Here is a 26,847-nt window from a genome sequence, read left to right as displayed (position 1 = left end):
GCTATGCCCCCTTCCTTAATTAATTCGGTCTAAATAATTCTGTAGGATAATTACCGCAGCTAGCTTATCAATAACTTGCTTGCGTTTCTTGCGGCTAACATTTCCTTCTGTAACAAGCATACGTTCTGCTTGCGAAGTGGTTAAGCGCTCATCCTGATAGTGGATAGTCAATTCAGGTCTTAACTTACTAATTCCCTCTCCATAGGCCATTGAGGCTTCTGCTCTTGGTCCCAGACTATTGTTCATATTCTTGGGCAAGCCAATAACAAGCTCCTTAACCTGGTGCTGATCAACCAGTTCCAGCAGGCGGTCATAACCTAAGTCCCCCGCTGCTTCGTCAATACGAATGGTCTCAAGACCTTGAGCAGTCCAGCCCATTAAGTCGCTAACAGCCACTCCTACTGTCTTGGATCCTACGTCCAAGCCCATAATACGTTTATACATGGTTTAGCGATTTCCTTTAACATAGTAGCGGACTAAGGCTTCCACAATCTCATCGCGCTCATAACGACGAATTAAGTTTCTGGCGTCACGATGGCGTGGAATATAGGCTGGATCTCCTGACAAGAGATAACCCACAATCTGGTTGGTTGCATCATACCCCTTTTCTTCTAGGGCGCTAAATACAATCTCTAGTACTTCGCGAATGGTCTGTTTATTGAGATCATCTAAGCTAAATAAGATGGTTTCATCTAATGATTGCATACTATCACCAATCCTCTCGTTTAATCTTATTGTACATGACTCTGTACAAGATTGGAACCTTTTTGCAACAATTCCGGCAAAAAAGCCTATAATTGTTCGTTAATTACTGCGCTGACTTGCGCCAATAATTCTGGAATCGCTTCTGGTTTCTTACCACCGGCTTGAGCCATTTGTGGCTTACCGCCACCGCCACCGCCGACAATTGCCGCTAATGGCTTGATGAGGTTACCAGCCTTAAGACCAGCAGCCAAGCCTTGCTCATCCACTTGAACCATGAGACTTACTTTTTCTTCTTGGCTAGCAACTAAGACCAAGATATTAGATGGTGCTTCTTTCTTCCAGATGTCAGCCATTTGACGCATCCCATCAACAGATTGATTGCCTAAGTTAATGGCTACATAAGTCACATCCCCAACACTTTGAACATCTTGGAAGACTTGTCCTGCTTCAGCTTGCAGTAATTTTGCGTTGAGCGATTCTACTTGAGCTTGGGCTTGACGGAGTTCTTCTTGCAATTGCTCTAAACGTGGTAAGAGTTGGCTAGCTTGAGCCACTTTGAGATGATTTTGCACTTCTTGTAGGAGGTCAGCTTGAGCCTGATAATCCGCAACAGCAGCTTGACCAGTCAAGGCTTCAATCCGACGAATCCCGGCCCCAATCCCAGACTCAGCTAGGAGCTTGAAGGTGCCAATCTCATTGGTGTTATTAACATGGGTCCCACCACACAACTCGATAGATTCGCCTGCAATATTAACAACCCGTACAACATCACCATATTTTTCCCCAAAGAGAGCCATAGCACCTGTTGCTTTAGCATCTTCAATGGGCATTTCAGCGATATCAACATTGGCAGAGTTGGCGATCCATTGGTTGACGAAGGCTTCAATCTGCTTGAGTTCCTCAGGTGTGACTTTACCAAAGTGTGAGAAGTCAAAGCGTAAGCGATCTGGCCCAACGTAAGAACCCGCTTGGTTGGCATGGCTACCCAAAACAACCTTCAAGGCACGGTGTAAGAGGTGGGTTGCGGTATGATTTTGGTTGGTCTTAAGACGTGCTGCCCGATCCACTTCTAAGGTATAGGATTGACCGACAGTCAACGGCATATCCCCCGTTTTGATACGGTGCATAAACTGACCTTGAGGTGCTTTCTTAACATCTAAGACTTGGCCTACTTCTTGATCGCCATCTAGGATGATCCCAGAGTCCGCAACTTGCCCCCCCATTTCTGCATAGAAAGGACTACGGTTGAAGAAGACCCAACCCTCTTGATGAGCTGGTAACTGATCTACCTTGGCTTCATCTAGCACAATGGCCTTGATAGTCGCGTTTGTAACAAGCGTTTCGTAACCCACGAAATCAAAGGCATCAGTAATGTTTTGTAAGAGGTCGCTTTGGACTTGCATGCTCTCTTCCTTAGAACGAGCTGCACGAGCCCGTTGACGTTGGGCTTCCATTTCTGTCTCAAAACCTTCTTGATCAACTGAGAAGCCTTGGCTATCAGCCAATTCAACCGTTAACTCTAATGGGAAACCAAAGGTATCATAGAGTTGGAAGGCTTGGGCGCCCGGAACCACGGTTTTGCCCTCAGCCTTGAGGTTAGCCATCAAGTCATTCAAGTGAGCTTCCCCACCTTCAATGGTCTCGTGGAATCGCTCTTCTTCATTTAAGATGACCTTTTGAACGAAGGCTAATTGTTCCGTCAATTCTTGATAATAAGCCCCCATAATGTCCGCAATAACAGGGACTAATTCACTTAAGAAGCTACGGCTAATCCCCAATTTTCGGCCATGCATGACACTACGGCGAATGAGACGACGTAGGATATAGCCACGCCCTTCATTGGAAGGCAATGCCCCATCACTAATCGCGAAGGAAACCGCGCGAATGTGGTCGGCAATGACCTTGAAGCTGACTTGTTTGTCACCAGCTGAAGCAAAGTCTACACCAGAGACTTTTTCAATGGCTTGAATAATTGGCACAAAGAGGTCTGTCTCATAGTTAGTTTTGGCATTTTGAATGACAGAGACTACCCGTTCCAAGCCCATCCCGGTATCGACGTTCTTGTTAGGCAGTGGTTGATAGGTGTCATCTGGCAAATGGTTAAACTCAGAGAAGACTAAGTTCCAGATTTCCAACCAACGCTCATTCTCACCACCAGGGTAGTTTTCTGGGTCGTCTGCTTCCAAGTTGTTAAAGTCTTGTCCACGATCGTAGAAAATCTCGGTATCCGGACCACATGGGCCAGCCCCGATATCCCAGAAGTTATCTGCTACTGCCACCAAGTGATCAGCAATAAAACCTGGTTGTTGTTTCCAGATTTCGGGTGTTTCCTTGTCATCTGGATAGTAGGTGGCAAATAGCTTATCAGCTTCAAAGCCTAACCAACGCTCGCTCGTTAAGAATTCCCAAGCCCAAGCAATAACCTCTTTCTTGAAGTAATCGCCGATAGACCAGTTCCCTAGCATTTCGAAGAGGGTATGGTGGCGAGCAGTGTAACCTACGTTCTCAATGTCATTGGTTCGGATACATTTTTGCACGTTAGCCAAACGACGGTTGTCTGGCACTTCCGTACCGTCAAAGTATTTTTTAAGGGGTGCCACACCGGCGTTGATCCACAAGAGGGTTGGGTCATTGACCGGAATCAAAGAGGCACTTGGAATAATTTGGTGTTGTTTCTCTGCGAAGAAATCAAGATACATTTGGCGAATTTGCGCACTCGTCAATTGTTTCATATATGATGAACTCCTTTTCTAATAAAAATAAAAAACACACTCATTACATGCAAGGGCGATAAGTCGCGGTACCACCTTGCTTATAACGAATCTGCTTCATTACATCTTTAATGATTGTTAACGCCAATCCTACGCTAATGTTGCCACTAGAAAGACCTAAGGGAGCATTGAGACCCGTGACTTCTTCCACCAAATGAAGTCTCTCTGAGGCTGGGTTCAACATAGCCTTATACCTCTACCATTATACGGCTAAAAGCCCCTAAAAGTCAAGGTTCTGCTAGAATAAATGGATAAGTCAACCAATCAACGGTCAGCTGACGTGGCGCCGCCTCCTGGACCTCTCCATCCACTTGACCTAGAATGGCTTGCTTAATGACCAAATCAAGCTTTTGCCCGGTCCAACGGCTGACTTGAGGCGACTGGTCCTGCTGATGGCTGACTAAGACCCGCCAAATCAAGCCTGGTAAATGCTGTGCCTTGATACTGTGAAAGGCCATCACACTAATCTCTGGATTGCTAGCCTGGCCTAGATTATCTAATTTTATGCCCCCACCCATATAAGGATTCTTGAGGACACTGAAGAGATAGCAGTCAGACACTAGTTGAGGCGACTGATTATCTAGGCTGAGTCTAACCTCAAAAGCCTCTAATTTAGGTAAACTAGCAAAGACAGCCACTAGGTAGGACAGCTTGCCTAAATGCCACTTGGCTAATAGACGCCCCAGTCTTAAGGCCTTGGATTGCTGATTAACCATGGCATCAAAACCTATCCCTAGGCTATTAATCCCATAGCTAATTTGTCCACTGACCTGATCTTGCAAACGCAGAATCGGCACTTGAAGTCGGTTACCTGCCTGCAATTGATCCAAGGCTTGAGCTAGCTTCCGTTTAGCTTGCCAGGCCCTAGCAAAGTCATTACCACGTCCAGCCGGCAAATAGAGAATGGCAGGAGGCTGTGGTTGTCCAGCTAGACTGGCTACAACTTCGTGCAGCGTCCCGTCACCACCAATGACTGCAATGACCGGCTCCTGGTCCAATTGCTGAGCCAAAAGCTCACTATGGCCAGCATAGGTGCTAATATAGACTTTAGGCGCTATTTGGCGTTTGTTCAGGGCTGCCAGAGTCTCCTCCAAGACTTTACCTCCCTGGCCAGCGCCTGCCCCTTGGTGGGCGATAATCGCTAATTCTTGCATCTAATTTTCTGCCTCCTCAACGCCTTAAGCATGGTCTGTCTTGCACTTGCCTTAACTTTTTAATTGTAACGCAGATAGTTGTCATTTACTAGGCTTTTCGATACAATAAATCTAGCAAATCGATTAAGGAGTTCACTTATGACAGATTATCAAATGCTGGTCTTAGATATTGACGATACGTTGATGACCAGTAAGAACACTATCTCTGATGCCACCTACCAGGCCTTGATGAGGGCTCAGGAGCAAGGCAAGAAAGTCGTGCTAGCTAGCGGACGACCAACCCCTTCTATGATTGAAACGGCTAAGCAGCTGAAATTAGACCATTTCGATTCTTACATCATTTCCTTCAATGGTGCTGCCATCACCAGTATGGCGGATGGCCAGGAACTCTTCAGCCAACGCCTAGAAGCGGACGCTCAAGATGACATTGTCCAATATATTCAAGCTAAGGGGCTGACTGTCCTAACCTATATCGACGAGTACGTGGTCATGGATAAGTCCAATGACTATAGCCAAATTGAAAGTCAATTAACAGGTATTCCCGACCGTTATGATCCTGAGGCCATCGCTAACCTGTCTCAACTAGCTAAATCCCGGATGAAATTCATTGGAGTTGGTGACCCAGACCTAGTTACAGCTGCAGATGCTGAATTGAAGGGACGATTCGGCGATTTAACCTATGCCACCACCTCTAAGCCTTATTTCCTGGAGTTCGTCCACCATCAAGTCTCCAAAGGCCAAGCCATTAAAGTCCTCTGCCAACACCTTGGTTTGACTCTGGACCAGGTTATTGCCTGCGGCGATGGGAATAACGACTTGACCATGATTGAGACAGCCGGTTTGGGCGTTGCCATGGCTAATGCCACCCCACTGCTTAAGGAAGCAGCCGACCACATTACCCTCTCTAACGACCAAGATGGTCTAGTTCCCATCATTCGCGACTTTATGGGAGTTAGCCTCTAGTCCAGTAAAAACTTAAACGCTTTTAGGCCTTTGTCATTCCCTTTTTCAGCAAAATGTAGTATAATACATTTTGTGCTAAGCGGAGATGGCGGAACGGCAGACGCGCATGCTTCAGGCGCATGTGTCCAATAGGACGTGAGGGTTCAAATCCCTTTCTCCGCATCATAAAAGAGCCCTATCAGGGCTCTTTTTTATTTCTATAAAATCATATCTAATAGAATTTACAGTCTTCTCATCACCATAAGTTGAGATTGTAAACCGGCTACTTTATTCTTAAAACGATTTATTAAGCTGTTTAAGGGTCTCCTTAACAACTTTACTACCCAACGAGCTATATAATTTGTGACTGCCTATAATATAAAATTCTTCCTTCGCCCTTGTTGCAGCGACATTCATAATATTTGGTGTACCAACTGCCCAAAACGCTGCACCCCTGCTATTTTCATCTGCACCAAGGACTAGATAAACAACTTTTGCTTCTTTTCCTTGAAATGTATGTACAGTTCCTACAGAAATATCCTTTAAATTTTCCTTCGAGAGCCTTGAGGATATCATAGTAGCCACCTTCTTGAAAGGTGATATTACGAAAATGTCTTTAGGTAAAACAGTATGCTCATTAATTTTCATTCTAATTTCTTCAATTAAGACATTAACCTGTTCAATAACGAATTTATCGTTAGCAACACCTTCTACATCAATCCAATTTCCTTTGCCGTTCGAATCTTTTTCTAATTTTCCTTGAACCATCAACCCATCATAGGAGATGGCATTAGAAATTGAGAACATTGGATCTTTACATCTCCGATGAACCCACAGAGGTATTCCAATCCACTCTCCCGATTGACGTTCATAACCATACTGACTAGCTCGATCACATAATGTTTGAGCAGAAGCTTTTGATGAAAGGTAGTTATCGTCAAGCATATATTTTTGTTTCAGCAAACTAAATATTGCAGAATCCAGTGTAACGACTGGTTCGATTTGAGAAGGGTCGCCTACCATCACAATTCGTTTAGACCTTATCACTGCTCCTACACAAGCTTGGGGTAATGCTTGCCCTGCCTCATCTATAAATATATTTGGCAAAGATGCATCACCAAAAGCTGAAAACATTCTTGAAAAACTTGCTAATGTCGTGCTTATAACTGGTACTACAAAATTTATCCAATGCCATGCTGAAATAATTTCTTTTTTCTCATAGTCATTAGTATTATTCCACACTTTAAGAGCTTCCCTAAGATTTTGGCGGTTTTCGTACAAGTATTGCTTCCTAACAGATAAAGCTAAAATAAATAATTCATTTTGCATATATCTAAAATTCTTATCGAACCAAAAATTAGTCTTTTGCAGTGTTTCATAGTCGCTTGAAAAATCAGGAATTTCTTGATGATAAAGTTTAATTTGCGATTCAACTGAATCTATTTCTCCCTTAATTTTTTCGGATTGACTAACGCTCTGATCTATTAACTTTTCGTTTTCAGATTTATCCTTAGAATATTCCTCCTGGATTTCCGCTTTTTTTGCTATTTCTAGTTCTATGGCCCTCTCCAATTTATGTTTCATCTTAAGAATATTGGCCTTATCTTTTGTAGCTAATAAAATCTTTTCCTTAACTACGGCAATATCCTCTATATATCGTTTCACATCAGCGCTTCCGAATAATTTTCTCAATAGAAAGAATGCTGGTTTCTTTATTTGAGTCAACTCTAGTTCTTTTTCGTAAATTTCATTAGAAACAGCTACCTGAGATAACTTAGAGTCTAATAATCCTTGTTGATCACGCAACTTAGAAATTTTATTCTGAATCTTATCTATATTCTGAGAAAACCGCCTATAGATTTCTTCTCTGCGCGCTTTAATTGCTTTAATCTCTGTCAAACCTTGATTGTATTTCGATTGGAGCGCTTTATTTTTGATCTTCAATTCGTATATTCCTTGCTTTTCATCCCGAGCACTCTTCAGCTTTAAATAGTGAGTTCTAAATTTTTCATATACTTCTGGATTATTTCCATATGAATCTTCAAGGTTATCTATTACTGATTCTAATACCTCTTTTAATTTTTTTCTGTTCGCCATCTTTCCTGCTTCCGCTGAAATAAGGCCCCAACACGTTATCTTTTCATTATCCTTTGAAAGTAACTCTGTCGCAATGTCTTGAAAATAGTCTGTTATTTGCAACTTTTCAAGAAAATCATCATTTGCTATTTCTGATTTCTTAGGGAGTTCATTAACAATATTTTGAACTGCAGCATTATTGCTACTTGCGACAATTATGCCCAAATCCGATATTTCACTAGGTAGAGGAATCAATTTACCCTCATCACTCTTACCGACATTAGTCATACTGCAAATGAAGCGCGCTTGCTCAACTAACATGTCCGCAAAGATATCTTTAAGCAACGTAGTTTTACCAGTACCTGGTGGCCCATTTACACTTCTGATATTATTTTTATCTTTTAGTATTAGGTTAACTGCTACTTGTTGCATTAAAGACAAAGCAAATTCCGGATTCGAAGGAAAACGTCCTAGCGGATAATGTTTAGGTTGGAGAATCTCCGCAATTTTTTCTATAGATTTACTAGAATTATTTTTAGTGTCTAAGGTAGTTCTTTCTTCGCAACCAAGAAGGTATCTTCTTAGATTCAAAGAAGCTGAGCGCTCAGCAAGATTTAAATCATCTAGATAAAACGAATGGAGATTGGAATTTGCATTTTTGCAGTTTTTTAAATACTGAAATCTCGAATTTTTCAAACAAATCCCAAAATCACAGACCATGTTTTTAAAAGCATTATTAAAGTCATAAACTTCAAAGTATTTGCTGATGGTGTTTCGTATAGCTTCCTCTTCCTTAATCATATTTTCAGGAAGTCGCTTATGATTTCTAACATAACCACTTATACTGTAAAAGAAATATTTATCTAAATGCTGTAAATCATAATTGAAATATATTGCAAACGAGAATTTTTCTGTAGAAATTATTTCTTCATCTGAATCAGTAATATCTAAGTTTTGTTTGATTATATCAACAACTTCCTGAAAATCAAATATGTTTAAATAAAGTACTATTCCTGTATCTTTTACCTTAGTATCATCCAGTTCCTCTTTCTGATTTTCTTTATCTAAAAACTGTTTAAAATACACATAATAATCCGTTACGTCATCAAATCTATTCAATGCTTTGCTAGTGGACTTGATAGAGCCTTCAGATAGTTGTTCTACCACTTTCCACGACTCTAGAATATTCTTAATCTGATTCATTATATTAGTACACTCCTTCCTAAAAACGTCTTATATTTATTTTGATAACCCCTTACAGGCTAACCATTATAAATAATAATATTTTTATCCGATTTTAAGTTGTTTATGCTAGAAATAATATTTATTAAGAAAACTGGGGCAGTATCCCCAGTTTTCTTAATTACTTAGAGTCAATTATTAGTGTTACAGGTCCGTCATTTTCAATTAGGACCTGCATGTCTGCGCCAAAACGCCCCGTTTCCACGCGGAAGCCCGCTTCCCTTAGAGCCTGGTTAAGGGACTCATAGAGAGGCTCCGCCACTTCTGGACGAGCCGACTGGGTAAAACTTGGCCGGTTGCCCTTGCGGACATCGCCATAGAGCGTAAATTGGCTAATAGATAGAATGGCACCGTCCGGCAGACTATCTAGACTGGCATTCATCCGCCCCTGCTCATCTTCAAAAACACGCAGTTTGCTAATTTTGCGGGCGCAATAGGTCACATCTTCTGGGCCGTCTTCGTGGGTCACACCGACCAATAGGACAAAGCCCCTATCAATCGCTCCTACCACTTGACCGTCAATTGAAACCTGACCCCGACGGCAACGTTGAATAAGTACTCGCATTCAGGGGCCTCCTACTTATTATTGACCCGGGTTACTTCATAAACGTCCGGAATGTTGCGTAATTTGACCATGAGATCTTCTAATTGAGCCGTATTAGAGATGGCAACCTTGATGGTGACTGTCGCTGTTGAAGTTTTGTCGTCCACTTTCCCGTTAACGTTGCGCAAGGTCTTAACAGAATGGTTGACCACATGCAGGACTTCATTAATCAGCCCATTACGGTCAAAGCCCACTACCCGAATCTCGGTGACATAGTCGGCACCGAGCTGGCCAGTGCTTTCCCATTCAACTGGAATCGTCCGTTCTTGCAAATCAGGTTCATTGAGTAAGTTAGGACAGTCCTTACGGTGAACTGAAATCCCCCGCCCTCGTGTCACGTAACCCACAATTTGGTCACCTGGAACCGGACTGCAGCAACGACTGAGACGAATCATAAGGTTGTTAACCCCACGCACCATGACGCCATTTTCATGTTGGATCTTCATGGCCTCGGTCTCAGGTTTGTTGAGAGTTTGCTCATTGGTTAGCGGCTCTGCCGGTGGCACATCCTTCTGTTCCTTGCTGTGCAAGAAGTTATAGACACTAATGGCAGATACTTCTCCCAAGGCTACGGCTGCAAAAAGGTCAGCCAAACTCGGCACATTATAGCGTTCAAAGAGTTCCTTCTCATAGGCCTTCTTAGCCAATTGTTTAAGGCTATAGCCATTTTTCTTGAGCTCTTCTTCCACCATGGCTTGACCGCGTTCACTATTGCGATCGCGATCAAGGAGTTTGAAGTAACGCTTGATTTTGTTACGTGCCTTGGAAGTGGCGGTATATTTCAACCAGTCACGACTTGGTCCATTGGAATTGGGGTTGGTTAAGATATCCACGATATCTCCGTTTTTGAGCTTGTAGTTAAGTGGGACAATCTTACCGTTGACCTTGGCCCCAATTGTTTTCTTACCCACATCCGTATGGACATGGTAGGCAAAGTCCAAGGGTCCCGCCCCATTAGGCAGTTCGAAGACATCCCCCTTTGGTGAGAAGACATAGACTTGATCTTTGAAGATGTCTTCCTTAACGAAGTCCATAAACTCACCCGCGTCTTTGGCTTCATCTTCTAATTCTACAATATCGCGGAACCAAGTCAGTTGCTTCTTAATGGCTTCATCTTCGCGGACTTGCTGGGTCTTACCTTCCTTGTAGGCCCAGTGAGCTGCAACCCCGTACTCCGCCACTTCGTTCATTTGGAAAGTCCGAATCTGAATTTCAACCGGTTTGCCATGCGGACCGATAACCGTCGTATGAATGGACTGATAGAGATTAGCCTTAGGCATGGCGATATAGTCTTTGAAGCGACCAGGCATTGGTTTCCACTTGGTATGGACCGCCCCTAGGACAGCATAACAGTCCTTAATGGTCGGTACCAGGGCCCGGATAGCTAAGAGGTCATAGATTTCATCAAAATCCTTATTCTGCTTGACCATCTTACGGTAAATAGAATAAATGTGCTTTGGACGCCCATAGACATCGGCCTTGATATGTAATTCTTCAATGGCCTCGTTAATATCCAGAATGGCTTCTTGAATATAGGTCTCGCGCTCTTCCCGCTTGGACTTCATCAAGTTGACAATCTGATAGTAGGCGTCTGGATTGATATAACGCAGAGCAATATCTTCTAGCTCCCACTTAATCAGGTTCATCCCTAAACGGTCAGCTAGCGGTGCATAAATCTCAATCGCTTCTTGAGATTTTTCCACTTGCTTGGACGGCTTTTGGAATTTAAGGGTCCGCATATTATGAAGGCGGTCAGCCAGTTTGACCATGATAATCCGCATGTCTTTGGCCATAGCCAAGAGCATCTTACGATGGTTTTCTGCTAAGGCTTCTTCCTTACTCTGGAACTTAAATTTCCCCAACTTGGTGACGCCATCTACCAAGAAGGCTACCGTCTCAGAAAATTCGCGGACGATATCTTCTAGGGTATAGTCAGTGTCTTCCACCACATCATGGAGGAAGCCGGTCGCGACCGTATCAGGGTCCATCTTGAGTTGGGCGAGAATTCCAGCAACTTGAATAGGATGCACGATGTATGCTTCTCCCGATAAGCGAAATTGCTCCTTGTGGGCTTCTGTGGCGAAATCCAACGCCTTTTTAACGAAGGCCACATGCTTTTCATTCATGTAGCTTTCGCAGAGGGCCATGACATCTGCGGCCGTTAAATCTGGTGCTTGTGCCATCCTACTCTTCCTTTCTTACTTACAATTACTAATAGTTTCCTGGTGCATTGCCTGTAGCCTGGCCGGTTACAATCGCAATCCCCTTGGAGGCGCCAATTCGGCTAGCACCTGCTTCAATCATAGCCAAGGCATCCTCTCGGTTTTGAACTCCGCCGCTGGCCTTAACTCCCATGTCAGGGCCTACGGTTTCCCGCATGAGGCGGATATCTTGGACAGTGGCACCGCCAGCTGAGAAGCCGGTAGAGGTCTTAACGAAGTCAGCACCAGCTTCCTTGGCTACTTGACTGGCTTTGACAATTTCCTCCTTGGTCAGGAGACATGTTTCTAAAATTACCTTAACTAAGGCTTGATGATTAGCAGCCTCCACTACGGCTTGGATATCCGCTTTGACTAGGTCCCAATTGCCATCTTTTGCAGCACCAATATTAATGACCATGTCGACTTCATCCGCTCCCTCTTGGATAGCGGTGCGGGTCTCAAAGGCTTTGACAGCTGAGGTATTAGCCCCCAGAGGGAAGCCAATAACCGTGCAGACCTTAACATCTGAACCTGCTAGTAAAGTATGCGCAGTCGCCACCCAAGTAGGGTTGACACAGACTGACATAAAGCCATAGTCGCGGGCTTCTTGGCAGAGCGTTTCAATGGCGGCCCGGCTAGTATCGGCCTTAAGCGCGGTGTGATCAATGTATTTTGCTAATTCCATGGGATAGACTCCTTCCTTATAGTTCAAGTTCTAGGGCATAGGATAAGGCTGATAAGAAATAGATTGGGGCCGTCTCCGCTCGGAGAATACGAGGCCCTAAGGCTACCGTCTGGAAGCCAGCTTCACATAATTGAGAGACTTCTTCTGGAGTCAGGCCTCCTTCTGAACCAAAAACGACCAAGACCTTGGCGCCTGCTTGCCCCTTAAGTGTCTGGCAGGCTTGACGTAAGCGACTATGCTCGCCTTGTTTGGCGTCTTCTTCGTAGGCTACTAAGCAAACATCATAGTCAGCCGACTTGACCAGTAATTGAGCTAAGTTTAGGGGCTGCGCCACTTGAGGAATGCGAAGGCGGTGGCATTGCTCGGCCGCCTCTTTGGCAATTTTTTGTAAGCGGTCTAGGCGTTGACCAGCCTTCTTATGATCCCATTTGACGACATCTCGACTGAGGGCCAAGGGTTGAAAATGGCTAGCGCCACATTCGGTTGCCTTTTGGACAATGTAATCTAGCTTATCATTTTTGGACAAGCCACAAGCAATGGTGACCTCAACAGGCAATTCTACCTGGTCAGCACCCTCCTGAAGTTCTATGAGGCGGAATTGGGCCAGGCGGTCCACTTCCCCTTCTAATTGGGCCAAGTAACATTGACCGTCCCCAGTTACTAACCAAGCCTTAGCCCCAGGCTGAGACCGCATAACCCTTAGGAAATGTCGACTATCATCGGCCGTTAAGGTTACCAATGCCTGGACAAGTAAGCCAGTTTGGTCGATAAAATAACGTTGCATGATTTAATCCTCTTGCTTCTGGGTTACCAGACCCGTCCAGCCTTTTAGTTGGACTCTTTGAACAAGGCGGAAACCATGTGCTTCTAAGTCTTCTAACAGTTGATCAGCCTTTTCATTTAGAATTCCGCCCAGAATCAGGTAACCATCTGATGTTAGTAAGCGATGGGCATCTTCTAACATATTAACCAGAATATGGGGCAAGATATTGGCTACAATCACCTCTACTGGCCAGTCTACCCCTTTGAGCAAATCCTTAACTTGGAAATGAATCGGCGTTTCCTTAAATACCTTGGCCAATTCATCTTGTCGCTCCTGCTGGTGAACCAAGTTTTGCAGGGCGCTATCTACGGCCTGAGGATCTAAGTCGTAGCCCCACACTTCTTTGGCGCCTAAGGCGGCCGCTACAAAGGCTAAAACCCCCGACCCCGTACCAACATCTAAGACTCGTTCGCCTCCACGTAGGTACATTTCAAGTGCCTGAACCCCTAGTTGAGTAGTTGGGTGATTGCCTGTCCCAAAGGCCAAACCTGGATCCAAGTAGATAACTTGTTCACCTGCTTGGGCTTGGTAGTCCTCCCAAATCGGCACAATGGTTAGGTAGCGACTAATACGCTCGGGCTTATAGTTAACCTTCCAATTTTCCTGCCAATTTTCATTTTCAATCTCGCTGGCTTCAAGGCGAAGCGGATCACTATACTGGCTCTCCAACTGGGCCTTGAGACTATCTAGATCTGGCATCTCTTCGAAGAAGGCGATTAGCTCTGTCTCGTGCTCCAGACGTTCTTTGGGCAGTGGTTCCGCTAATTCTCCAAATAAATTAGGGTGGTTCTCCAAATAACCTTGGGCATAATCCACTTCCACCCCAATGGCCCCAGCTTCAAAGAGGAGATGACTGAGTATGTCAATCATCGCTGGATCCAGGGTGTCGAGTGAGACTACCAGCTTAGACCAGGTTTCAGCCATATTAACACGTCCTTTCACGATTATCTATGTTCTTTATTATGTAACAAATACGCCAAAAATTCAATGACTAGGCTGTTAAAAATGCCCAAAATCAGGAATATTAGTTGATTTTTAAGCACTCGTCCCAAGATATAGGTCAGTTTATTAGCTTATATGCAGAATATTGGCTCATTCTCTCCCACCAATGGCTAGGCAAAGCTAGCCTAGTTTGAACCAGAAGTGCTATAATAAAAGTGTATAAGACCTAAGTCCAAAGGAGTGACTGTCATGTTTCAGCCTTTAACTTACGATGGGCTAGCCCATCGTTTACCTAAGCGACCTAGCCAATCCCACAAGGGAACTTTTGGCCGGACGCTCTTAGTAGGTGGCAATGCTCAGCTAGGTGGCGCCATTATTCTAGCTGCTCAAGCGGCTGTCTACGCAGGTAGTGGCCTCACGACTGTTGCCACTGATGTTGCCAACCACACGGCCCTCCATGCTCGTCTGCCTGAAGCCATGGTCAGTGACTGGTCTAACCTAGCTCAGCTTAAGGGGTTAACGCAGGCAGCTGATCTAGTTTTGCTTGGTCCAGGCATGGGACTGGACGCTTTTTCCTGCCAACGTATGCATCGGATTTTAGATTGGCTAAAGCCTGGACAAAAGTTAGTCTTAGATGGCGATGCCTTAACGCTTTTGGCTCGTCATCCCCACCCCTTACCTAGTGGAGTGCCTGTAGTTATCACGCCCCACCAGGCTGAATGGCACCGACTATCTGACCTTGCCATTGAAGACCAGACACCTCAAGCCAATCTGGCCGCTCAAAAACAACTTGGCTTCAACCTAGTACTCAAAAAACCAGGTACAGAGCTCTATCTGACGGATGGTTCCTGCTACCAATTGACTGTCGGCACACCTGCCATGGCGACCGGCGGCATGGGCGACACCCTGGCTGGAATGGTCGCTGCCTTTTTGGCTCAATTCCCAGATGACTTTAATTTAGCCCTATGCAGTGCCGTTTTCCTCCACTCCTACCTGGCACAAGAAATGGCTCAGACTCAGTGGGTGGTCCTACCCCATCAGATTAGTGAAAAACTCCCTAGCCTAATGAAGGATTTCATTGGCTAGGAAGCCTAATAAAAACAGCAAGCCTGAACTATTAAGGCTTGCTGTTTGTTATTTATAGACCTGATTTACTGAATCAGAACTAGTAAACCTAGGACACAAATGCTAACAAAGAGTAAAAGGAAGATGACAATGGCACCGACTAACTGCCAGGTCTTGAGATTTTTTTCAGCCATGGCTTGATAGAGGGCATAATAATCGCTAATCCAAGAGCGACCATTGAAGAAGTAAAGCTGCGGTAATCCCTTTACCAAGAGCCAGTAGAGCACTTCACCCAACAAGATTGCTAGAATCACTTGTAACCAGAAGGGACCATTTGCTAACCAGAAAGTCACAAAGGCATAGGCCACATAATAAGGAATGAGACGATGGCCCAAGGCTACACAAGCTGAAAACTCAAGAATACGACGCAAGACAGGTGTCCCAGCCACGTAGGACAAGATAAGCCAAGTGGTAAAAAGTGGCACAGCTGCAGTCCATACCAGACCCATGAGCGCTGTTGTCCAAGTTTGGCTAAGGAAGAAGGTCAGAAGCATTAAGCTACCGACTAGGCCTAAACCCATTAATAAGACATACTTACTAGATAGACGGTAAATTTGATTGAGCAGAACTGGCACTAGGTAGACCAGGGAAACCCCAGATAAAAAAGCCAGGGCATAAAAGGCTAGCTCGATATAAGCCAGTGGGCTACCATTCATAGCACCAAAACCAACCAATAGCCATAGGCTAGCCTGAACAACCATCCAGACCATGCCCTTACCTAGCAGACTTAGACTAGTACGACCTAGAAGCCAGCTAATCAGCGCAACTAGCCCCGCTACTTGTACCCCATGGCCTAGATACCATAAACTCTTGAGACCACTTGCGGCATCAAGACTTAAGCTAGTCACCCCACCTAGCCAAAGCTGTCTGACATTTTCGATTAGGAGAGGACTAAAAATCAAGTCAAATTTACTCTGATTTAAAAGCGAAAAATCTAGCGCCAAAAGGCCAATCGTGGTGATAGCTGTCAACCACAAGACTGGCAACCAAGCAGACCAGACGGCTTGCCAGTGACGCCAAAAGGGGACATCCTGCTGCCGTTCTAAACGATAGGCCCATTGATAGCCAAGGACAGTGAAGAGACCGAGGGGAACCAATTGGCCCGCCAATAAATCACCTTGAAAAATTCCAACGCTCATAAGAACTAATAAAAATAGACCTTTAAGTCCATCTAGTCCTCGTAATTTTACCTCCTGTTGCATACCATCACCTTATTCTTTGCTTAAATATATAGACACTTCTATTATAGGAGATTTAAGCAAGAATGGAAAGACTGATTTACTCAAATCTGCCGAATTTTATCAAAAGATGCCAGTAAATTTACCTACCTGCTCTGTAAATAGATCAAAAGGCAGGAAGTCACTTCCTGCCTTAAGCTTATTTATAGGCACCCTTAAGTTCCATAATCATGTCACGCAGATCGGCGGCTGCTTCGAAATTGAGATCCTTAGCGGCCTGGCGCATTTCCATCTCCAAGCGTTCCAATTGCTCTTCTCTTTGTAGACGAGACAGCTTGCGGAACTGCTTGAGAAGGGACTCTTGCTTGTCCTCGTTTTCCACATCGTGGGTAATCCGGATTAAATCGCGAATCTCCTTCTTGATGGTTTGAGGAACAATCCCATGTTCTTGGTTGTAGGCCATTTGGATAGAACGACGTCGCTCTGTTTCTTCAATGGCATACTGCATCGAAGCCGTAATTTGATCCGCATACATAATGACGCGTCCATTAGCATTACGGGCTGCCCGACCAATAGTTTGTACCAAGGAACGTTCGCTTCGTAGGAAGCCTTCCTTGTCTGCATCCAGAATAGCTACTAGGGTGACTTCTGGCACGTCCAAGCCCTCCCGCAAGAGGTTAATCCCGACTAAGACATCAAAGACACCTAGGCGAAGGTCGCGAATAATTTCCGTTCTCTCCAGGGTCTTAATATCACTATGCAGGTACTTGACCTTGATATCTAGCTCCTTGAGGTAGTCGGTCAAATCCTCCGACATTTTCTTGGTGAGGGTAGTGATAAAGACCCGCTCATCTCGCTCAGTCCGAGCCTTAATTTCAGCCACTAAATCATCAATCTGACCTTCAATTGGCCGCACTTCAACTACTGGGTCCAAGAGGCCCGTTGGCCGGATGATTTGTTGAATGACCTCACCACCCGTATGCTCTAGCTCATAAGGTCCTGGTGTCGCAGAAACATAAATAATCTGGTTGACATGTTCTTCGAACTCTTCTAAGCGCAAAGGTCGGTTGTCCAGCGCACTTGGCAAACGGAAGCCGTAATCAATCAACTGCTGCTTGCGGCCCCGGTCACCATTATACATACCGCGGATTTGCGACATGGTGATATGGGACTCGTCCACTACAATCAGAAAGTCATCTGGGAAAAAGTCTAAGAGTGTATAAGGTGCTTGACCTGGTGCTCGGCCATCAATATGGCGAGAGTAGTTCTCAATCCCACTACAGTAGCCCATTTCAAGCATCATTTCCAAATCATAGGTGGTTCTTTGCTCTAGGCGTTGAGCTTCTAATAATTTATTGTCTGCTCGTAATTCGGCTAGGCGCTCTTCCAATTCCTGACGAATGGAGTCGACCGCCACTGCTGTCTGTTCTTGGCTGGCCACAAAGTGAGTCGCAGGGAAAATAGGATAATGGTCTACATCGTACTTAATTTCGCCGGTTAGAAAATCAACGACGCGGATGCGTTCTATCTCGTCCCCGAAGAATTCTACCCGAACCACTTCCTTGTCGCGCGAGGCCATAAAGATTTCTACCACATCGCCTCTTACTCGGAAGGTCCCTCGCTGAAAGTCAATGTCATTTCTAACAAATTGCATTTCAACCAAACGCGCTAGCAGAACATTACGAGGAATTTCCATGCCTTCTCGTAAAGACAAGACATGATTGCGGTAGTTCTCAGGGTCAACCAGGCCGTAAATACAGGAAACAGAGGCCACCACAATGACATCTCGGCGTTCAATTAAGGCTGAAGAAGCCGAATGGCGGAGCTTATCGATCTCATCGTTAATGCTGGCGTCTTTTTCAATATAAGTGTCAGACGATGGCACATAGGCTTCAGGCTGATAGTAGTCATAGTAGGAGACAAAGTACTCGACCGCATTGTTTGGGAAAAATTCTAGGAGCTCGCTATAAAGCTGCCCGGCTAGGGTCTTATTATGGGCCAAAACCAAGGTCGGTCTGCCCGTTTGCTTAATAACATTGGCAATGGTGAAGGTCTTACCGGTCCCTGTCGCCCCTAGCAAGACCTGCTCCTTAACGCCATCATTGACACCTTGGACCAAGGCTTCAATTGCTTCCGGCTGATCCCCACTTGGACTATAGGGAGATACTAATTGAAAATCCATGCCCTCTCCTCCTTCTATCTAGTCAATCAATGCGCGAACAAATTTTCGCTTCTTTTCTCATGATAACAAAAAGCTAGTCCCCTGTCTAGTCCAAGGACTTAGAAGTAAAGCTAGACGAATTTGAATTATTTTCCATCTTTTTATTGCATACTGACCGGGTTTTCATGTATAATAAGGCTTGTTGACTTAGTCCTTCGGACTATAGACAAATCGCAATGAAAGAGGTGACTCAAATGGCTAACAACCCATCAGCAAAAAAACGTATCCGTCAAACAGCTACTAAGACTGAAAGCAACCGTGCACACGTTTCTGCAATGCGTACTGCGGTTAAACGTTTCCGTTCTGCAGTAGAAGCTGGCGAAGCAAACGTTGAGGAATTATTCCGTCTAGCTGCTAAAGAAATCGACAGCGCAGCAACTAAAGGTTTAATCCACAAAAACAAAGCAGCTCGTGACAAGTCACGTTTGGCTCGTTTACTTAAAGCTAACTAAGAAAGTAGGCTACCTTGAGGGTAGCTTATTTTTTTGCCCTTGAAACAAAAAATTACTGGAACAGCTATCTGCTCCAGTAATTAAGGACTTCCTGTGATATAACGACTCACTAGTAAGTCAAATTGTATCTCCTTGACACCAATGCCCTGTTTGAGCTGAAAATCAGCCTCCGCTAAGGCATCATAGAAATCATAGAGCTGTCTTAAATCTAAGCGTCTAACCGTCTCTAAAGCCAATTTAACGCGATAGGGATGGACGCTCAATTGTTGCGCTATCTCAGCTTGCTGATAGCCCTGGTGTCCAAGCAATTTGACTTGAATCAACAAACGAAACTGACTGACCAAGAGCGCATGCAAGGCCACGGGCTCGTGTTTGGCTAGGAGTAAATCTTGGTAAATTTGGACCGCCTGACTCAACTTCCGCTTCAAGACTGCCTGCGACAAACTAAAAACATCCGTCTCAAGGCTTCTCGGTACCAAGTCTTTGATAACTTCTAGGGTGATAGGCTTGCCTTGGTTGCTATATTGGGCCAATTTGTGGAGCTCCCCCATAGCCAAGGTCAAATCATCATTGACCCTCATACGTAACTCTTCTAGCCCCTCACGGCTAATCTGGAGCGTGCTGTCTGCCAGATAGGCCTGGAGGTATGCCCCCATTTCCTTAGCGTCTAAGGGCGCCACATCGACCCATTTGGCATGCGTCTGAAAAGCCTTGGTCAGCTTCTTGCGTTTATCAACTTGGTTACTGTCACAGAGCCAAATCAGCAAACTGCCAGGATTAGGATCTGCCAAGTAGGCTAGGAGTCGCTTCTGGTCTTGGTCATCCACCTTAACCTTAGAGTTTGAGACTAGGACCTGGGCATTATCGATCAGGACAACACGCTTATCTGCAAAGAAAGAGAAGGCATCTGCCTCGTCCAGAATGGTGGCTAATTCCATGTCATTCAAGTCGAAGCGACTAACTTCAAAGCTACCTGCCTGATCTACTTGATCAATCAGGGCATCCTGCAACTGTTGCCGCAAATAGCGCTCGGTACCAACTAGAAAGTAATTGGCCCCCAGCTGACCCTTGCGGATTTGGCTGATGCTAGCTTGAAAGGTCATGCCTGTCCCCTCCCTTCTATTTATTTCTTACGTAATTTAAGAACTAACGAGCCTGTTTGGCCTCAAGCGAGCGCTCGATTAAATCTTGGAAAATCGCCATACTGCATTCATCGTGTTTGGTCAAGCGCTCTGGATGCCATTGAACTCCCAGAATGAGGGAACCTTCTTGGCTTTCAATCGCTTCGATAACCCCATCCTTACTGCGGGCTGACACGATTAAGCCCTCTCCTAATTCCCGAATGGCTTGGTGGTGAATGGAGTTAATAAGGCAACCATCAGCCACTAATTGAGACAGGTAGCTACCGGCTTTTACCTTGATGGAATGGGTTGCCATGCTTGGACGTGATTTTTGGACGTGCTGAATGGTCACATTGGCCTGGCCTGCTAAATCCTGATAGAGGTTACCGCCCAGAACAACGTTGACCAGTTGCATGCCTCGGCAAATAGCTAAAATAGGTTTCCCCTGAGCCAAGGCCTCCTTAATAAGAGCCGTTTCGACTGCATCCCGCGTCGGCGAAGTAGCTTCAATATTGACATGTGGCTCTTCATTATAGAGATAAGGTGAGATATCCTCCCCGCCGGTCAAAACCAGACCATCAATGAGGCTCACGTAGTGGGCAGCACAAGTCGGCTCAGTCATAGGTAGGATGACCGGGGTCCCACCGGCCAAGCGTACTGCTTCCGTATATCCCCAAGGGGAGTAGTTTACCTTAAAAGATTTGAATTTATCTTCAGGGGCTTGCATAATGTTGCCCGTTACACCGATTACTGGCCGCATGGTCATTCCTTCTTTCTATATCTAGCCATAGAGCTAGTGAGTGGGGTTATTCCTCTTCTGCGAGCGCCTCATAAGCCTGAGTATCCACTTGGCTTAATTCAATTAGCCAGTGGTCCGCCGGATTCTTAGAATCCAAGAGGCTAGGATTTGCTTCTGCCGCCTCATTTCGCGCTACTACTTGACCTTTGAGGGGACTAGCGACCTCAATGGCCGCCTTAGAAGCTTCTAAATTAACTAGGGTATCATCGACATCTAATGCTCCTAGTGGGGCAATATTGGCGTAAGAGATATCGCCCGCATCACATTGGAGCTGGTCTGTCATGCCGATACGGTAACGGTCAGGTCCAACTACTTGGACCCAAAGTTGATTGCCATAACGTTTCATAATACTTAATCCTTTCTTCAACGATTAAAATTCCGAGTCGTTCTGGCTAGAGAACATGTAGGAGCGATGGTGATAACGCATGGACAGAATCAGCCCAATCCCAATCATATTCCCTAGGAGAGCAGACCCCCCTTGTGAGACGAAAGGTAACGGAATCCCCGTAATTGGCAAAAGCCCAATGTTCATCCCAATGTTTTCCAAAATATGGAACATAATCATGGTAATAACACCTGTCGCAATATAGGTGTAAAATTCATTCTTGGTCTCAAAACAAGTTTGCACCATTTGGTAAATTAACATGAAGTAGACAAAGAGTAGCACCCCTGCCCCAATAAAACCAAAGTTCTCACCAATAGTCGTAAAGATAAAGTCAGACTCACGGACTGGTACAGGGACTTGAGAGACTCCAAAGCCCTTACCAGATAATTGCCCTGACCCAATGGCTTTAATAGATTGAGCTAACTGGTAGGCATCACCACGCGTATCATCGAAAGGACGGAACCAAGAGTCAATCCGGGCGATTTGGTATGGTCGAACTAATCCAGTACTTAGCAAGAAGTCCCGTTGAAAGGCAGCCAAGTAAATAAGCACCCCACCTACAATGGTAACGGCCAGAGTAATCGGCAATAAGATTTTCCAAGAAATACCTGACATTAACACCATACCCGCAGTAATAGCTAGCAAGACTAAGTTGGTCCCCAAGTCATTTTGACGTTGAATCAAGAAAAGTGCCGGGGCAGCAAATAGAAGAATTTTCCCTAGTAGTAACCAGTCTGTTTTGATGCTACGGTTGGTGTATTCATTATTATGTTCTGTAATAATCCGGGCCATAAAGACGATATAGGCAATCTTGAAAATTTCCGAAGGTTGGAAACTAATCGGCCCTAAGCGGAACCAGGAACGTGCCCCTGTATCGGCAGCTAACCCTCGGTCGTGGAAGAAGAGGACGGCAATCAAGAGGACCAGCCCCACTCCATAAAAGATTGTAGATAGCTTCCAATATTGCTCACTATCAAATTGAATAGCCACTAAAATAGCAATGGCCCCAATACAGTACCAGAGTGCATGGTAGAGTGTCGGCAAAATGGATTTGTTCTCAATCATGACGGTAGTGGCATAAAGGCTCGCTAACCCAATAATGGCCAAAATCATGACGTTCAGGATAATCCCATAGTCAATGCGCGACTCTGAATGGTTATTCAGGCGTCTCACTGTTCTCATTAATAATCATTCCCTCGTTGTTTATAGTTTAATGGTTCTCTGCATTTTTACAGAGTAGAATAGACAATATTAAGGTTACCACATTTTGGCCTAAAATGCACTTACTGGCCAAGTCTTTTAGATGATTTTATTCCTATAGTTGGTTATAAGCAAAAAACATAACCTCAGATGACAGTCGGGAGTCAGAATGATATAATGAGACTGTATAAGATAAGGAGGCTATCCAATGACTAAAGGTGTTACTTTCTACTTCGTCAGACATGGCGAAACCTATCTCAATCGTTTGGGACGTTTCCAAGGCTGGGCTGATGCCCCTCTGACCCCAGAAGGCTTGGAAATTGTCCATCAATCAGGCCGTGGACTTGCGGACGTCAAGTTCGATGCTGTCTATACGAGCGATTTGGGTCGGACCATCAAAACGGCTCAGATTTTATTAGAAGAAAATCACCATAGCCAAGATTTAACCATTACCCCCATGCCAGAATTCCGCGAAGTCTTCTTCGGCTACTACGAAGGACTCGAAGCACAATCTGTCTGGCGGGACATGATTGCTGAAACCAATCATGAATTGGGACTACCACGTGATGCTGGCATCCAAGTAGAGGCGACCATGAACAAGATGAAGGCCTCCGATCCAACTGGCTTGGCAGAAAACTATCTAGAATTCTGGCAACGTGTCGAAACAGGTCTCTTAGAACTCTTAAATCGCCATGCTGGCAGTGACCACAAAATATTGGTAGTCTGTCATGGTCTGACTATTCAGAACCTCATCCATGGTCTAGTAGCGGATTTCGAGTTGGGCGACCCCTTAGCCAACGCCTCCGTAACAACCGTTAAATACCTACATGGCCAATTTCAGCTCATTGCCTATAATCAGACTGAGCACTTTAAGGACATGGTGGATGTCATGGAGCTTTTGTAGCATAAAATAACTATGGACCTGGGTTAAACTCCCAGGTCTTTTTTACTATCAACTTACTTATTCTAAACAAAAAAGAGGCTGAAACCTGAGTTTCAACCTCTGTTACTTACTTATGAATGACTGTTATTATTTAACAGCGTCTTTCAAGGCTTTACCAGCTTTGAAACCTGGAACCTTGCTTGCAGCGATTTTGATTTCTTTACCAGTTTGTGGGTTGCGGCCTTTACGAGCTGCACGTTCACGTACTTCGAAAGTACCGAAGCCGATTACTTGAACTTTTTCGCCTTTTGATAAAGTTTCTTGGATGGTTTCGAACAACGCTTCAACAGTTGCTGTTACATCTTTCTTAGTTAAGTTAGTTTTAGCTGCTACTTTTTCTACTAATTCAGCTTTGTTTGCCATAATAAAACTCCTCCTAAAGTATGCGTGGTTACGCGTTTTTCCATAGCAGATTGCTATTTCTTGTATAGATTACCACATAATAGGCTTTAATACAATAGATTCGCCCTTTAAAATTTGATTTTTTAGCACTTTTCGCCTTATTGTCGCGCTCTCGTAATCAATTTAATCGGGGTTCCCTCAAAATAAAATGATTGACGCAATTGGTTTTCTAAGAAACGCTCATAAGAGAAGTGCATGAGCTCAACATCATTAACAAAAGCCACGAAGGTTGGTGGGTTGACAGCCACTTGAGTTAAGTAGTAAATCTTGAGGCGACGGCCTTTATCTGTTGGGGTTGGGTTCATAGCGACTGCATCCATTAAGACATCGTTCAAGACTGAAGATTGAATTCGACGGTGACGATTATCGTAAATGGTCTTCAAGAGCTCAGGCAATTTATTGAGACGTTGGCCTGTATGAGCACTAACGAAGAGGATTGGTGCAAAAGTCAAATATTGGAAATGCGCACGAATCTCCTTGGTAAAGGTCTCAAAAAGTTTATCACTCTTGTCTACTGCATCCCATTTATTGACCAGAATGACCATGCCCTTACCTGCCTCATAGGCATATCCAGCCACCTTCTTATCTTGTTCCCGAATCCCAGTCTCAGCATCTAAAACCAAGCAGACAATATCGGAACGTTCAATGGCGGACATGGCCCGCAGCACTGAATACTTTTCAGTGTTTTCGTAGACCTTGCCTCGCTTACGAATACCGGCAGTGTCAATCATGGTATAGCGCGTCCCCTCTTCATCTGTGAAATGGGTATCGACTGCTTCACGCGTGGTCCCTTCAATATTGGAGACGATGACCCGCTCTTCCTTAAGAATGGCGTTAACTAAACTGGACTTACCGACATTAGGACGACCAATAAAGCAGAACTTGATGACATCTTCTTCCTCAGCTTCAGATAAGTCTGTTGGAAAATGGCTCACAACTGCATCCAAGAGATCCCCTAAACCCGTCCCATGGGAACCGGAAATAGGATAGGGATCGCCATGCCCCAAGGCATAAAAATCATAGACCATTTGGCGCATTTCTGGGTTATCTGCCTTATTGACAGCTAGGACAACTGGCTTATTAGTTCGGTGCAAGCGATGGGCGATGGCCTCATCTGCATCCGTCAAACCTTCTTGCATGCTAGTCAAGAAAACAATGACATCTGCCTCTTCCATGGCAATATCAGCTTGGTAGCGCACTTGATCCATAAGAGGCTCATCAATCATATCAATCCCACCGGTATCAATGACACGGAATTCACGGCCTAACCATTTACCCGTCGCATAGATACGGTCACGCGTCACCCCTGGATAATCTTCAACAATGGAGAGTCTCTCCCCCACCAATCGGTTAAATATTGTGGACTTTCCCACATTTGGGCGGCCTACGAGGGCCACGGTTGGCATGGACATAAGGTCTCCTCCTTCATTTATGGTTTATGACACGAAAAAGACTGACACTCAGGCCAGTCTTTCGTGGTTACAGTGGCTTATTCTTCGGTGTTAAGGTCGCCGAAAGCACCAGCTAACACATCACCTAAAGTGAAACCTTCAGCTTCTGCTACGATGGTAGGAGCTGGTTCAGCTTTAGCTCTAGGTTTACGTGGTTTTGATTCGCGTTTTGGCTTGTCGCTTACTTCGCCTTCAGGGCGTGCTGGGCGTTCCAACAAAGCCTTGATAGACAATGATAAACGTTGGTCTTCTGGGTTAACGCTCAATACTTTCACGTCAACTTCTTGACCTTCTTGTAATTTCTCACCTGGAGTTGCAATGTGCTCATGAGAGATTTGAGAAATGTGCACCAAACCTTCTACGCCAGGTAAAACTTCTACGAAAGCACCAAAGTCAGTCAAGCGTTTAACAGTCCCTTTGAGGACAGTCCCTTCACCAGCTTTTTCTTGGATGTTTTCCCATGGACCTTCTAAAGTATCCTTGATAGAGAGAGATACACGGCCATCTTCTGGGTTAACTGAAAGAACTTTAACATTTACTTTGTCGCCTACGTTCAAGACATCGCCTGGTTTGCGGATGTGAGAGTGAGAGATGCGGCTCAAGTGAACCAAACCATCTACATCGCCCAAGTTAACGAAAGCACCAAAGTTAGTTAAGCGAGCAACTGTCCCTTCAACGATAGAACCTTCTACCAAGTTAGCTAAAGCAGCTGCACGTTTCTCTGCACGTTCGCGTTCAGCGATTTCTTTGTGAGAGAGGATTAAACGGTTTTCTTTTTCATCAAGTTCAACGATGACAAAGTCTAAGGTTTGACCTACGTATACTTTAAGATCTTCTACGTAGAAAGAATCAACCATAGAAGCTGGCACGAAAGCACGTAAGCCTAAATCTACTACTAAACCACCTTTAACAGCTTCTTTAACAGGTGCTGTGATGATTTCTTTGTTATCGAATTTTTCTTTGAGCTCAGCCCAAACTTTCTTAGACTCAAGACGTTTTCTTGAGAGTAAGAAGTTCCCGTTTTCTTTATCACGGATTGGTTTTAAAACCACTACTTCAACTTCGTCACCGATGTTTACCACTTCAGTAAATTCGTTGAATGGTTTTGCTGAAAGTTCACGACGTGGAATTACACCTTCTAAACCGCCACTTTCTTTAATTGAGACACGTACTTGGTTATCTTCAAAAGCCAAGACGTCCCCTTTTACGACATCACCAGGTTTGATGTCTAAGACGCTATCCAAAGCATCCTCCATTGTTTGTAATTGTTGGTTTTCTACAGTTTCTGTCATCTACCAGTTCCTCCTAAGGCAATACTCAAGCGTTGTTCAGAAAATTTTTACGATTTGTGAACCTACTTAGCATCTATTTTATCAAATTCTAACCGATTAGTCTAGTCATAATTGCAATTTATTCTTTAATAGT

23 protein-coding genes and 1 tRNA gene are annotated in these 26,847 nt (G+C 44.6%); 5 read left to right on the top strand and 19 right to left on the bottom strand.

The genetic code is table 11. The features are described 5' to 3' along the window. Nucleotides 1–15 precede the first annotated feature (15 nt). The 4 genes from ruvX to HMPREF3093_RS02430 form a co-directional block, all read right to left on the bottom strand. Entirely contained in the window at nt 16–444 is a 429-nt protein-coding gene (gene ruvX / locus HMPREF3093_RS02450) for a Holliday junction resolvase RuvX (RefSeq protein WP_023390810.1), read from the bottom strand. A 3-nt stretch (nt 445–447) separates the two neighbouring features. Then, on the bottom strand, nt 448–705 hold the full coding sequence (locus tag HMPREF3093_RS02445; protein ID WP_023390811.1) for an IreB family regulatory phosphoprotein: 258 nt from the start codon (nt 703–705) through the stop codon (nt 448–450). Between the two features lie 86 nt (nt 706–791). Beyond that, on the bottom strand, nt 792–3,437 hold the full coding sequence (gene alaS, locus HMPREF3093_RS02440; RefSeq protein ID WP_070755442.1) for an alanine--tRNA ligase: 2,646 nt from the start codon (nt 3,435–3,437) through the stop codon (nt 792–794). A gap of 266 nt (nt 3,438–3,703) precedes the next feature. Beyond that, complete coding sequence (locus HMPREF3093_RS02430) at nt 3,704–4,630, bottom strand: diacylglycerol/lipid kinase family protein (RefSeq protein ID WP_070755440.1); 927 nt, start codon at nt 4,628–4,630, stop codon at nt 3,704–3,706. 138 nt (nt 4,631–4,768) lie between these two features. Here HMPREF3093_RS02430 and HMPREF3093_RS02425 point away from each other — a divergent pair, with 138 nt between their 5' ends. Then, nucleotides 4,769–5,593 carry a Cof-type HAD-IIB family hydrolase gene (locus tag HMPREF3093_RS02425; protein WP_070755439.1) on the top strand — a complete coding sequence of 275 codons (825 nt, stop codon included), beginning with the start codon at nt 4,769–4,771 and terminating at the stop codon, nt 5,591–5,593. A 79-nt stretch (nt 5,594–5,672) separates the two neighbouring features. Then, nucleotides 5,673–5,755: transfer RNA gene (locus tag HMPREF3093_RS02420), tRNA-Leu, on the top strand. A 111-nt stretch (nt 5,756–5,866) separates the two neighbouring features. Here HMPREF3093_RS02420 and HMPREF3093_RS02415 read toward each other — a convergent pair. The 6 genes from HMPREF3093_RS02415 to prmA form a co-directional block, all read right to left on the bottom strand. Then, entirely contained in the window at nt 5,867–8,851 is a 2,985-nt protein-coding gene (locus HMPREF3093_RS02415) for a DEAD/DEAH box helicase (protein WP_070755438.1), read from the bottom strand. Between the two features lie 160 nt (nt 8,852–9,011). Then, nucleotides 9,012–9,455: a D-aminoacyl-tRNA deacylase gene (gene dtd, locus HMPREF3093_RS02410; RefSeq protein WP_070755437.1), complete on the bottom strand. Its 444-nt coding sequence runs from the start codon at nt 9,453–9,455 to the stop codon at nt 9,012–9,014. An 11-nt stretch (nt 9,456–9,466) separates the two neighbouring features. Beyond that, on the bottom strand, nt 9,467–11,677 hold the full coding sequence (locus tag HMPREF3093_RS02405) for a RelA/SpoT family protein (RefSeq protein ID WP_070755436.1): 2,211 nt from the start codon (nt 11,675–11,677) through the stop codon (nt 9,467–9,469). A gap of 28 nt (nt 11,678–11,705) precedes the next feature. Further along, nucleotides 11,706–12,380, bottom strand: a complete 675-nt coding sequence (gene deoC, locus HMPREF3093_RS02400; RefSeq protein WP_070755435.1) for a deoxyribose-phosphate aldolase — start codon at nt 12,378–12,380, stop codon at nt 11,706–11,708. Nucleotides 12,381–12,396: 16 nt separating this feature from the next. Beyond that, a complete protein-coding gene (locus HMPREF3093_RS02395; protein ID WP_070755434.1) occupies nt 12,397–13,164 on the bottom strand; it encodes a 16S rRNA (uracil(1498)-N(3))-methyltransferase in 768 nt (255 codons plus the stop codon). A gap of 3 nt (nt 13,165–13,167) precedes the next feature. After that, nucleotides 13,168–14,127, bottom strand: coding sequence for a 50S ribosomal protein L11 methyltransferase (gene prmA / locus HMPREF3093_RS02390; RefSeq protein WP_070755433.1), 960 nt, complete (start codon nt 14,125–14,127; stop codon nt 13,168–13,170). 267 nt (nt 14,128–14,394) lie between these two features. Here prmA and HMPREF3093_RS02385 point away from each other — a divergent pair, with 267 nt between their 5' ends. Further along, a complete protein-coding gene (locus HMPREF3093_RS02385; RefSeq protein ID WP_070755432.1) occupies nt 14,395–15,231 on the top strand; it encodes an NAD(P)H-hydrate dehydratase in 837 nt (278 codons plus the stop codon). A gap of 65 nt (nt 15,232–15,296) precedes the next feature. Here the strand turns inward: HMPREF3093_RS02385 and HMPREF3093_RS02380 are convergent, their stop codons facing one another. Continuing rightward, entirely contained in the window at nt 15,297–16,409 is a 1,113-nt protein-coding gene (locus tag HMPREF3093_RS02380) for a hypothetical protein (RefSeq protein ID WP_143227635.1), read from the bottom strand. Between the two features lie 238 nt (nt 16,410–16,647). Then, on the bottom strand, nt 16,648–18,630 hold the full coding sequence (uvrB, locus tag HMPREF3093_RS02375; RefSeq protein ID WP_070755430.1) for an excinuclease ABC subunit UvrB: 1,983 nt from the start codon (nt 18,628–18,630) through the stop codon (nt 16,648–16,650). 233 nt (nt 18,631–18,863) lie between these two features. On the opposite strand from uvrB, the gene rpsT reads away from it, so the two are divergent. Further along, entirely contained in the window at nt 18,864–19,121 is a 258-nt protein-coding gene (gene rpsT / locus HMPREF3093_RS02370) for a 30S ribosomal protein S20 (RefSeq protein WP_070755429.1), read from the top strand. An 80-nt stretch (nt 19,122–19,201) separates the two neighbouring features. Here the strand turns inward: rpsT and holA are convergent, their stop codons facing one another. From holA to HMPREF3093_RS02350, 4 genes are read right to left on the bottom strand one after another with little or no spacing between them, the layout of a single operon-like run. After that, on the bottom strand, nt 19,202–20,224 hold the full coding sequence (holA, locus tag HMPREF3093_RS02365) for a DNA polymerase III subunit delta (protein WP_070755428.1): 1,023 nt from the start codon (nt 20,222–20,224) through the stop codon (nt 19,202–19,204). 43 nt (nt 20,225–20,267) lie between these two features. After that, nucleotides 20,268–21,002 (bottom strand): gamma-glutamyl-gamma-aminobutyrate hydrolase family protein, encoded by a 735-nt coding sequence (locus tag HMPREF3093_RS02360; protein ID WP_070755427.1) that lies wholly within the window; start codon nt 21,000–21,002, stop codon nt 20,268–20,270. 46 nt (nt 21,003–21,048) lie between these two features. Next, nucleotides 21,049–21,387 (bottom strand): glycine cleavage system H family protein, encoded by a 339-nt coding sequence (locus HMPREF3093_RS02355; RefSeq protein ID WP_070755426.1) that lies wholly within the window; start codon nt 21,385–21,387, stop codon nt 21,049–21,051. A gap of 24 nt (nt 21,388–21,411) precedes the next feature. After that, nucleotides 21,412–22,608, bottom strand: a complete 1,197-nt coding sequence (locus HMPREF3093_RS02350; protein ID WP_070755425.1) for an FtsW/RodA/SpoVE family cell cycle protein — start codon at nt 22,606–22,608, stop codon at nt 21,412–21,414. A 226-nt stretch (nt 22,609–22,834) separates the two neighbouring features. Here HMPREF3093_RS02350 and HMPREF3093_RS02345 point away from each other — a divergent pair, with 226 nt between their 5' ends. Continuing rightward, the gene (locus HMPREF3093_RS02345) at nt 22,835–23,530 is read left to right on the top strand and encodes a histidine phosphatase family protein (RefSeq protein ID WP_070755424.1); all 696 of its coding nucleotides are present in this window, start codon (nt 22,835–22,837) and stop codon (nt 23,528–23,530) included. 126 nt (nt 23,531–23,656) lie between these two features. Here the strand turns inward: HMPREF3093_RS02345 and HMPREF3093_RS02340 are convergent, their stop codons facing one another. The 3 genes from HMPREF3093_RS02340 to rpsA all read right to left on the bottom strand — a co-directional run bounded on the left by HMPREF3093_RS02340 (nt 23,657) and on the right by rpsA (nt 26,714). After that, on the bottom strand, nt 23,657–23,932 hold the full coding sequence (locus HMPREF3093_RS02340) for an HU family DNA-binding protein (protein ID WP_023390831.1): 276 nt from the start codon (nt 23,930–23,932) through the stop codon (nt 23,657–23,659). 137 nt (nt 23,933–24,069) lie between these two features. Continuing rightward, nucleotides 24,070–25,383, bottom strand: a complete 1,314-nt coding sequence (gene der, locus HMPREF3093_RS02335) for a ribosome biogenesis GTPase Der (RefSeq protein WP_070755423.1) — start codon at nt 25,381–25,383, stop codon at nt 24,070–24,072. Nucleotides 25,384–25,460: 77 nt separating this feature from the next. Then, nucleotides 25,461–26,714, bottom strand: coding sequence for a 30S ribosomal protein S1 (gene rpsA, locus HMPREF3093_RS02330; RefSeq protein WP_070755422.1), 1,254 nt, complete (start codon nt 26,712–26,714; stop codon nt 25,461–25,463). Between the last annotated feature and the right edge of the window lie 133 nt (nt 26,715–26,847).

This window comes from Abiotrophia sp. HMSC24B09 (assembly GCF_001815865.1).
Classification (GTDB): domain Bacteria; phylum Bacillota; class Bacilli; order Lactobacillales; family Aerococcaceae; genus Abiotrophia.
This window is presented reverse-complemented; position numbering and strand designations above follow the sequence as displayed.